This window comes from Synechococcus sp. CCY9202, assembly GCF_034931685.1.
Taxonomy (GTDB): domain Bacteria; phylum Cyanobacteriota; class Cyanobacteriia; order PCC-6307; family Cyanobiaceae; genus CBW1002.
Map to the genome: position 1 here is coordinate 23,043 of NZ_JAYGID010000138.1, position 8,715 is coordinate 31,757.

Annotated in this window: 10 protein-coding genes; 7 read left to right on the plus strand and 3 right to left on the minus strand. The window is 69.5% G+C overall.

Annotation, left to right across the window (positions count from 1 at the left end; all coding sequences use genetic code 11):
* Both VB777_RS16930 and VB777_RS16935 read right to left on the minus strand, forming a co-directional pair.
* Entirely contained in the window at positions 1–1,410 is a 1,410-nt protein-coding gene (locus VB777_RS16930) for an ATP-binding protein (RefSeq protein ID WP_323250414.1), read from the minus strand.
* On the minus strand, positions 1,388–2,113 hold the full coding sequence (locus tag VB777_RS16935) for a response regulator (RefSeq protein ID WP_323250416.1): 726 nt from the start codon (positions 2,111–2,113) through the stop codon (positions 1,388–1,390). Before VB777_RS16935 ends, VB777_RS16930 begins: the two co-directional genes overlap by 23 nt.
* 177 nt (positions 2,114–2,290) lie before the next feature.
* Between VB777_RS16935 and VB777_RS16940 the strand changes: the two genes are divergently transcribed.
* From VB777_RS16940 to VB777_RS16970, 7 genes are all read left to right on the plus strand, one after another.
* Positions 2,291–2,812: an EF-hand domain-containing protein gene (locus VB777_RS16940; RefSeq protein WP_197158391.1), complete on the plus strand. Its 522-nt coding sequence runs from the start codon at positions 2,291–2,293 to the stop codon at positions 2,810–2,812.
* A 132-nt stretch (positions 2,813–2,944) separates the two neighbouring features.
* Entirely contained in the window at positions 2,945–3,676 is a 732-nt protein-coding gene (locus VB777_RS16945) for a methyltransferase domain-containing protein (protein ID WP_322758169.1), read from the plus strand.
* A complete protein-coding gene (locus VB777_RS16950) occupies positions 3,676–4,830 on the plus strand; it encodes an NAD(P)/FAD-dependent oxidoreductase (protein ID WP_323250418.1) in 1,155 nt (384 codons plus the stop codon). The genes VB777_RS16945 and VB777_RS16950 overlap by 1 nt, the downstream gene beginning before the upstream one ends.
* Positions 4,821–5,924, plus strand: a complete 1,104-nt coding sequence (locus VB777_RS16955; protein WP_323250420.1) for a type III polyketide synthase — start codon at positions 4,821–4,823, stop codon at positions 5,922–5,924. Before VB777_RS16950 ends, VB777_RS16955 begins: the two co-directional genes overlap by 10 nt.
* A 96-nt stretch (positions 5,925–6,020) precedes the next feature.
* A complete protein-coding gene (locus tag VB777_RS16960; protein ID WP_323250422.1) occupies positions 6,021–6,875 on the plus strand; it encodes an NAD(P)-dependent oxidoreductase in 855 nt (284 codons plus the stop codon).
* 97 nt (positions 6,876–6,972) lie between these two features.
* The gene (locus VB777_RS16965) at positions 6,973–7,587 is read left to right on the plus strand and encodes a hypothetical protein (protein ID WP_323250424.1); all 615 of its coding nucleotides are present in this window, start codon (positions 6,973–6,975) and stop codon (positions 7,585–7,587) included.
* Positions 7,588–7,600: 13 nt separating this feature from the next.
* A complete protein-coding gene (locus VB777_RS16970; RefSeq protein WP_323250426.1) occupies positions 7,601–7,969 on the plus strand; it encodes a hypothetical protein in 369 nt (122 codons plus the stop codon).
* 21 nt (positions 7,970–7,990) lie between these two features.
* Here VB777_RS16970 and VB777_RS16975 read toward each other — a convergent pair.
* Positions 7,991–8,715: hypothetical protein (locus VB777_RS16975; protein ID WP_323250428.1), on the minus strand; the 725-nt coding region annotated here is incomplete at its 5' end.

Below are 8,715 nucleotides of genomic sequence, written 5' to 3' on the forward strand. Positions count from 1 at the left end.
TCAGGCCCCATGGTCGGCAGAGGGTCTGACGGAACTGTGTCCGGTCAGGGGGCCAGGTGTGACCGGATCGGAATGGATCGAGCGGCCCCGCAGACCCACGGCAAAACCACCCGCCTGCGGTCCATCGCCGCGGCGGCAATAGAGCACTCCGCCATGCATCGACGCCACCCGGGCCGCGATCGCCAGGCCGAGCCCACAGTGGCCCTGGCCGCCGCGGGCCTCATCCAGCCGCTGGAACGGCATCAACGCCTGCTCCCAGCGTTCCGGTGGGATGCCGGCGCCCCGATCCCAGAGCTCGATGCGGAACTCCTCTGGATCGTTGGCTGCTGTGTCAGGGTCTGTGGCGCGCAGCACAAGCCGCAGCGGTGGTTCACCGTGGCTGAGGGCGTTGTCGATCAGGTTGCCCACGGCACGGGACAGGGCGGTGGGCTGCACCACCCGTTCCATCGGTTCGAGGTCCAGCTCCAGTACAGCCGGATCGAAGGCGGCGGAAAGCTCGGCCAGCAATTGATCGAGCGGCAGACGCACCGGGATTTCGGCATCGGCGCCACCGGCAAAGAGCAGAAACTGGCTGGTGATGAGCTCGAGTGCGTCCAGATCGGCCTCGGAGCGGTCCCGTTCCGGCCCGGAGAGGGGTGCGAAGCTGAGCCGCAGGCGCAGGCGCGTGATCGGACTCTTGAGGTCGTGGGCGATGCCGGCCAGCATGGTGGCCCGCTCCCGCTCGCTGAGCTCCAGCCGCTGCACCATGGCGTTGAAGCGCAGGGTCAGCCGCCGCACGGCACCGGTGCCGTGCTGCACCAGCGGCGGCAGCTGGGCCTCGCGGCCCACCCGGCCGAGCGCCTGCTCCAGCTGGGCCAGGGGGCGTTGCACCTCCAGCCAGAGAAAGGCCAGACCCGCCAGTCCTCCTCCCGACACCAGGGCGAGGCTGAGCACGAGCGGGTCGGGGGGCCAGCGCGAGGCCGGCGGCAGGGCCGTGAACAGCCACACCGGCTCCAGGGGAGACAGGAGCTCCACCCAGACCCCCCGGGCCTCAAGCCCTGCCGGCACCACGGTGGGGCAGCTGTTGAGGCGTTCGCACAGCTCGAGCCGCAGGCGACCGGCCTGCCGATAGAGGCGCCGATCGCCCGTGGGCAGGGGCTGTGGACCCACCCGCAGGGGCAAGCCGGTGAGCTGGGCCACGGCCGATGGGGGCAGGCGCTCCAGGGCCAGTTCCCCAAGACGCAGATTGAAGGCCACCTCCTGGCCGAGCTGGGCGATCTGGGCCCGCTCCAGACGCCGTGCCAGTAGCAGTTGCAGCAGCACCAGGCTGAGGCTGAAGCCGGCGGCGGCCACCAGCAGGAAACGCAGCAGGATCAGCAGGCTGTGGCGCCGAAATCCCCCGGGTGACTCAGCGACTGCGCGGTTGTCCATCCGGTACGAAGACGTAGCCGTAGCCCCAGACCGTCTGGATGTAGCGGGGCCTGGAGGGGTCGGGTTCAACCAGGCGGCGCACCCGCGAGATCTGCACATCCATGCTGCGGCTGTCGGTCTCGGAATCGGGTCCGCGGGCCAGCTCGATCAGGCGTTCGCGCGACAGAGGCCGGTGGGGATGCTGCACGAAGGCACTGAGCAGGCTGAACTCCCCGCTGGTGATCACGATCGACTCCTCTCCCCGCCGCAGGGTGCGGGCGGCCAGGTCAAGCCGGTTGTCACCGAAACACACCTCCTGCCCTTCCGCCATCGGCGTGCCGGCCGGCAGAACCACGCGCCGCCGCAACACGGCCTCGATGCGGGCGCTCAGTTCCCGCGGCAGGAAGGGTTTGGCGAGGTAATCGTCGGCCCCCTGCTCCAGCCCGATGATCCGGTCCACCGCATCACCGCGGGCGGTGAGCATCACCACCGGCAGATCGTCGCCACGGTCGCGCAGCCGCCGCAGCAGAGTGAGGCCATCGTCACCGGGCATCATCACGTCCAGCACCACCAGATCGGGGCGCTGGTTCTCGAGCCGGGCCATCAGCTGGGCGCCACCGGCCAGGCAGCGCACGTCATAGCCCTGATCGGTGAGGTAAGTGCCGAGCAACTGGCGCAGCTCGGGATCGTCATCCACCACCCAGATCCGTTGCGTCTTGCCCATGGCGCCAGGGGGGGAGGAGGGGAACCGGCCGGCACGGCCTGGGCCGACTGTATGGAGCGAAGCGGCCCGCCACCGCTGCGGAAGGATCTGGTCACACCTGGGACTGAGGTTGGTCACAGCCAGGGGCAGCGCACTTCATAACCTTGGCCCATGGGGACTTCCGGCCCGCCGCAACTGTTGCCTCCCGCCCTCCGGCTCCGGCCGGGGCGCCGGCAGCGGCGGCTGGCTGCCCTGATGGCCGGCACGGCCGTGGCTCTGGCCGCGGCCGTTGCTCCATCCCCTCCGCTGCACGCCATGCAGCTGGCCCAGCAGCAGCGGGATCTCGAGACCTACCGCCAGCGGCTGCAGAACCTGTTCCGGCGGCTGGACCGCAACGGCGACCAACGCCTCGAGCGGAGCGAAGTGCGGGGACATGCCTACATCGAAAAGCACTTCGAACGGTTGGATCGCAGTGGCCGAGGCCATCTCACCCCCGCCGACTTCGTGCCCCACCGCGCTGCATGGCAGGGCGAACGGTTGCGGGCGATGTTCCTGCGGGCCGATCACAACCGCAATGGCCGGATCGAGCGCGGCGAAGCCAAGGACCTGCGATGGCTGCAGGAGAACTTCAGCCAGGCCGACCGCAACGGGGATGGCGGCGTCAGCCTGCAGGAACTGGGTGAGCTGCGGCGGCATCGGGCGGGATCCGCGTCCTGGTGATTCAGGTCCGCCTACAGCCCGTAACCTTCAGAGCTGGGTCAAGGTCGGGGCTTCGGGCTTGTTGGTCGGCGAGGAACACCGTCTCGAGCTTTTCCCCCGCGCCGACAGCCCAGGCCTCCGCGTGCTCTGTTGATGCTTTTCCAGCCACTGGCCCAGCGGCACCGGCAACCCGAGTGGATGGACCAGCCTGGCCTCGATCCCGCCGCCCACACCGAGGCCCTGGAGGGTCTGCGCAGGATCAACGCCCTCAGTGGTGCCGTGGGTTCCCTGCTTGCTCCGATCCGTTTCCTGGCCCGGGAGCACAACGGACAGGCCCTGCGGGTTCTCGATCTGGCCTGCGGCGGCGGGGACAACACCAGTGCCCTGGCGGAACGGGCCCGTCGCGAAGGGCTCGCCGTGCGTGTCGACGGCTGCGACCTCAGCCCCCAGGCGGTGGCCATGGCCTCACGCAGCTCCAGGGAGCGGGATCTCGACGGAGTCTTCTTCCAGGCTGACGCCCTGAAGGATCCCCTGCCTGACGACTACGACGTCATCCTCTGCACCCTCTTCCTGCACCATCTGGACGAGGAGGCGGCGGTGGGTCTGCTCAGCCGCATGGGTCGCGCCAGCCGCCAGCTGGTGTTGGTCAATGACCTGATCCGCAGTCCCCTGGGCTACGGGCTGGCCTGGGCGGGCTGCCGCCTGCTGAGTCGCTCCCCGATCGTCCATTTCGATGGCCCCGTCTCGGTGCAGGGCGCCTTCCAGTTGGAGGAAGTGCGCTCCCTGGCGGTCCGGGCGGGTCTCGATGGCGCCAAGATCCGGCGCAGCTGGCCCGAGCGCTATCTGCTGTGCTGGCGCCGGCCAGGCGGCCCGCCCCAGCCTTGATGAACGCTCCGGACTGGGACGTGATCGTGGTCGGGGCCGGGCCTGCCGGCGCCCTCGCCGCCCACCAACTGGCCCGTCGCCGGTTGCGGGTGCTGCTGGTGGAGAAGCGGGCCTTTCCCCGCTGGAAGGTCTGCGGCAGCTGCCTGAACGGTGTCGCCCTCAGGGCCCTGGACGATGCAGGCCTGGGCCACCTGGTTGACGACCAGGGCGCTGTTCCCCTCGCCCGGCTCCGCCTCGGCCTGCAAGGCCATCAGGTGGACCTCGCCCTGCCCGTGGGCCGATCCCTCTCCAGGAGCCGCTTCGACCTGGCCCTGAGTGAGGCCGCCGTGGCTGCCGGAGCCGTGTTGCGCCTGCAGACCGAGGCCAGCGTGGGCGGTGCCTGTCCGGGGGGCAGGCAGGTGCTGCTGCGCTCCGGCGACGAGCATCAGAGCACCAGCGCCCGGGTCGTGCTGCTGGCCACGGGGCTGGGCAGTTCCGGGCTGGATCCGGACATCCCGATCCAGACGCGGATCAACCCCCACGCCAGGGTCGGCGCCGGCTGCCGGCTGGACGCCGAGGTGAGCGGCTATGGCAAGGGCACGATCCACATGGCCATCGGCCAGCACGGCTATGTGGGGCTGGTGCGCAACGAAGACGGGGGCCTCAACCTGGCCGCGGCCTTCGACCGCACCCACCTGATCGCTGCCGGAGGTCCGGCCGCCTGCGCTGCCACGGTGCTGGCCGAGGCCGGCTTCGATCCCGTGCCCCAGGGCAGCGAGACCTCCTGGCGGGCCACCCCGGCCCTCACCCGCCAGAGCACACCCCCGGCGGCCGAGCGGCTGCTGCTGCTGGGGGATGCCGCTGGCTACGTGGAACCCTTCACGGGCGAGGGCATGGGCTGGGCTCTGGTCGGGGCTCTGGCGGCGGTGCCCCTGGTGCTGCAGGGGCAGGAGGACTGGAGCCGAGACCTCGAGAGGGAGTGGACCCGCCGCCATGCCCGTCTGATCGGATCGAGGCAGCGCCTCTGCCATGCCCTGGCCTTCGCCCTGCGGCGCCCCGGCCTGAGCCGCACCCTGCTGGCGGCGGCCGAGCGCTGGCCGGCACTGACCGCCCCACTCCTCCAGCAGCTGGGTGGTGCAACCCTGGAACGTCTGACCCCAGAGCCATGTCCCTGACAATCCACGGCCTGGGGACGGCCCTGCCCCCCCATCGCATCGCCCAGGGCGACGCTGCCGCCATCGCCGCCGAGGTGGCCCTGCCCAACCAGGTCCTCTCTGCGTCCCAACGCCGGCTCCTCGATACCCTCCATCGCCGCTCAGGGGTTGCCACACGCCACAGCGTTCTGCTGGAGCCCACGGGCACGGAGTCGTGCCATCAGCAGTCCTTCTTCGGAGCCACCAGCCCTGGCACCGCGGAACGGATGCGTCGCTACGCCCAGGAAGCGCCAACGTTGGCTTTGCGGGCCGTTCTCGCTGCCCTGGACCAGGCGCAGTTGCCCCCAGAACGGATCACCCACCTGATCACGGTCTCCTGCACCGGCTTCCAGGCGCCTGGCGTCGATCTCGCCCTGATGACCGCCCTGCCGCTGCCCACCGACGTGGCCCGCACCCACGTGGGGTTCATGGGCTGCCATGGAGCCCTGAACGGTCTCCGGGTGGCTGCCGGATTCACCGGGGCTGATCCTGAAGCCTGTGTCCTGCTCTGCGCGGTTGAGCTCTGCAGCCTTCACCTGCAGTACGGCTGGGAGGCCGAGCGGATCGTGGCCAATTCCCTGTTCGCCGACGGCGCCGCCGCCCTCGTGGCCTGCGGAAAGGAGCCTGAGGCTGAGTCGCCTTCAGCCCCTCGGCTGCGGCGCTTGATCGCCAGCGGCTCCCTGCTGGTGCCCGACAGCACCGAGGCGATGTCGTGGGCGATTGAGGATCACGGCTTCGCCATGGGCCTGTCCCCACGGGTCCCAGACCTGATCGCGGAGCATCTGCGGCCCTGGCTGACCGGCTGGCTGGCTGTCCATCAGCTGACGCTCGCTGCCATCGGCTCGTGGGCCGTGCATCCCGGCGGCCCCCGCATCCTCTCAGCGGTGACCGAGGCCCTGGGGCTTGATCCCCTCCTGATCGAGCCCTCCCGATCGGTGCTCAGGGACTGCGGCAATATGTCGTCGCCGACCCTGCTGTTCATCCTCGAGCGTCTGCGGCGCAGCGGCGCTCGCGGCCCCTGCCTGGCCATGGCCTTCGGCCCGGGCCTGTGTGTCGAGGTGGCCCTGCTGGCCTGAGGCGCTGCAGGGGAAGGCTGCCCGGGCCGTTATGACAGCCTTCTGGCGATCCGCATCGAGCCGGTCGTGCAGAGCTCTGACTCACCGCTCCCATCGGTGACCTTCCTTGGGCTGGGTCAGCTCGGAACGCCGATGGCGACCAATCTGCTGGCCGCCGGCTTCCCCCTGACAGTTCACAACCGCACCCGCAAGGCGGAGGAGCCCCTGGCTGCGGCCGGCGCTGCGCGGGGATGCTCACCAGCGGATGCGGCAGCCACAGCAGAGATTCTCTGCCTCTGTCTCACCGATGGTGCTGCGGTGGAAGACGTGCTGTTCGGCCCCCAGGGTGCCGCCGCTGCTCTTCCTGCGGGCGGATTGGTGATCGACTTCTCCACGATCGATCCCTCGCAGGCGCAGGCATGCCATGACCGCCTCAGGCCCCTTGGCCTCGATCTCGTCGATGCCCCAGTCACGGGGGGGACCGAGGGTGCCAAGGCTGGAACGCTCTCGGTGCTGGTCGGAGGCGCAGAGGCTTCGGTCCATCGGGCCATGCCGCTGTTGCAGACCGTCGGGAAGACCGTGACGCACTTCGGGCCGATCGGCGCAGGCCAGCAGGTCAAGGCGGTGAACCAGGTGCTGGTGGCCGGCAGTTATGCGGCGGTGGCGGAAGCCATGGCCCTGGGCCAGCGGCTGGGGTTGCCCATGGAGATGGTGAGGCAGGCCCTCTGCGGCGGTGCCGCGGGCTCCTGGGCCCTGGAGCACCGCGCCGCCACCATGCTGCGGGGCGACTATCCCCTGGGGTTCAAGCTCTCCCTGCACCGCAAGGATCTGACGATCGCCCTGGCCGCCGCCAGGGCAGTGGGGTTGTCCCTGCCGTTGAGCGAGCGGGTGAGCCATCTGGAAGAGGAGCTGATCGCCGCCGGCCATGGCGACGACGACGTGTCCTGCCTGATGCGCTGGTTCCAGGCCTGACGTCGGCACTGAGCCTGCCTAGGTTGCAGGACGCAACGCCCCACGGAGGACCCATGACAGCCCGGCGGCCGGCTCGGATCCCGGAATCCCTGGCCTGATGACCGTTGCGCTGCCCACCAGCCTGATCAAGGCCGACCTGACCGTGCTTGATCTGCTGCGCCAGCTTTACGCGGCAGACAGCACTGGCAGTCATCAGCTGCGCTATGGCCTCACGGCTGTCGGCTTCGATAACGGCAATCTGGCCGGCGGGCTCGGCACTCCGCCGCTTGCGATCGCCATCAATCCGGAGGAGCAGGCCTTCATCGAGCAGACGTTTGCCCGCCTGGCCGGAGTGATCCGCCTGCAGGCCAGCCAGGAGAACAGCTTGGCCAGTCCACTGCAGCTGGTGTCGGTGCAGGAGGTTCGCGACCACGGCGGCTTCGCCGACACGATCACCGGGATCACCTACACGGAATTCAGTTTCGTTGTGACGCCCTCGGGCCAGCGATCCTTGATCCCAGCCGTATCGGGCGTGACGATCGAGGCCGAACTCAACAATGATCCCGGCCTGAGTGCAGCGGAACAGCGCACGCTTGTGCACGAGATCGGCCATGCCCTCGGCCTTGAGCATCCGGGAGGCAACCCCGATGATCCCAGCTTCAGCGACCTGGACACGATCATGTTCCTATCGGGTCGGCGGCGATGCCCCGGCCACCTGGTTCTCGAGCACTGATCTGCAGGCCCTGGTGGAGATCTGGGGCTCCGCCTCAGCAGCTCCCTCGGCTCCAACGGTCCCATCGGGCAGTCCCGACCGCTTCGTGATCGACAGCGTGACGGGCCGCTCGATCAGCGGCTTCGAGAGCGGCATCGATCAACTGGTTGTGGCAGCTGGTTTCCTGGATGGTCAGGCGGCCAGATTCCGACAGATCGATGGCAACCGCAAAGCGCTGAAGAAGGGCCTTGCCTCCAAGGCCTCCCTCGTGTACTGGGAACCCAGGGGTCAGCTGTTCCTCAACGACAACGGCAAGGACGCCGGTTTCGGCAATGGCGGTGGCCTCCTGGCCGAGCTGGACCCGTTCACGCCCCTGGCTCCAACGGACATCCTGCTGGCCTGAGCCGTGCTCGGGCTGGGCCCTTCAGGGTTGCAGAGCCTGTCGATCCGTCACCACGCGCACCCGTTTGGTGGCGCTCACGATGCCCTCGGGATGCACCAGCAGGATCGCCCAGGTCTGGGAGCCGGGGGTCGTGGGTGCCTGCACGACCTTGAACAGGCCACCGCCGCCCAAGGCACCCAGCTGCAGGTCGGGACTCTCGACCGCCGACAACTGCTCGGCTGTCAGGGGCACGATGCCACCGGCCACCACGGCACCTTTCAGGGGTTCATCGAACAGCACGTCCACGTCGTAGCGCTGGCCGGTCAGCACGGCATCGGGGATCAGCAGGCTCACGGGCAGGTCGACGTCACCACTGCGCAGGATCGACTGCTCGCGGATCACGGTCTGGCCGTTGATCCGGTTGCCGCTGCTCTCGAGGGCAAGCTGCTGGGAGGCCTCCAGCTGGTAGTTGTAGGCCCCGTCCTGACGATGGCCGGTGACCGTGACCGTGACGGTGGCGCGGCCATCCCGCAGCGGAGCCGCCGGTGAGATCTGCCAGCGGGCATCGGGGAACAGCTCGCGCAGGGTTCTGTAGCGCGCTTCCAGCTCACTGGGATCGAAGCCTGGACCAGCCTCGAGCAGGGCCGCCAGATCGCTGCTGCCAGAGCTGTTGAGCGCCGCCTCGAGGGCCTGCAGCAGGGCTGGCGTGGGAGCCGCAGCCCAGGCTGCGGGCACCCCGGCCGCCAGGCCACCCAGCACCAGAGCGG

Excerpts from the sequence above, each read along its gene's own strand:
- VB777_RS16930 (WP_323250414.1), bottom strand. The coding sequence starts at position 1,410 with ATGGACAACCGCGCAGTCGCTGAGTCACCCGGGGGATTTCGGCGCCAC.
- VB777_RS16935 (WP_323250416.1), bottom strand. The coding sequence starts at position 2,113 with ATGGGCAAGACGCAACGGATCTGGGTGGTGGATGACGATCCCGAGCTG.
- VB777_RS16955 (WP_323250420.1), top strand. The coding sequence starts at position 4,821 with ATGTCCCTGACAATCCACGGCCTGGGGACGGCCCTGCCCCCCCATCGC.
- VB777_RS16945 (WP_322758169.1), top strand. The coding sequence starts at position 2,945 with ATGCTTTTCCAGCCACTGGCCCAGCGGCACCGGCAACCCGAGTGGATG.
- VB777_RS16965 (WP_323250424.1), top strand. The coding sequence starts at position 6,973 with ATGACCGTTGCGCTGCCCACCAGCCTGATCAAGGCCGACCTGACCGTG.
- VB777_RS16950 (WP_323250418.1), top strand. The coding sequence starts at position 3,676 with ATGAACGCTCCGGACTGGGACGTGATCGTGGTCGGGGCCGGGCCTGCC.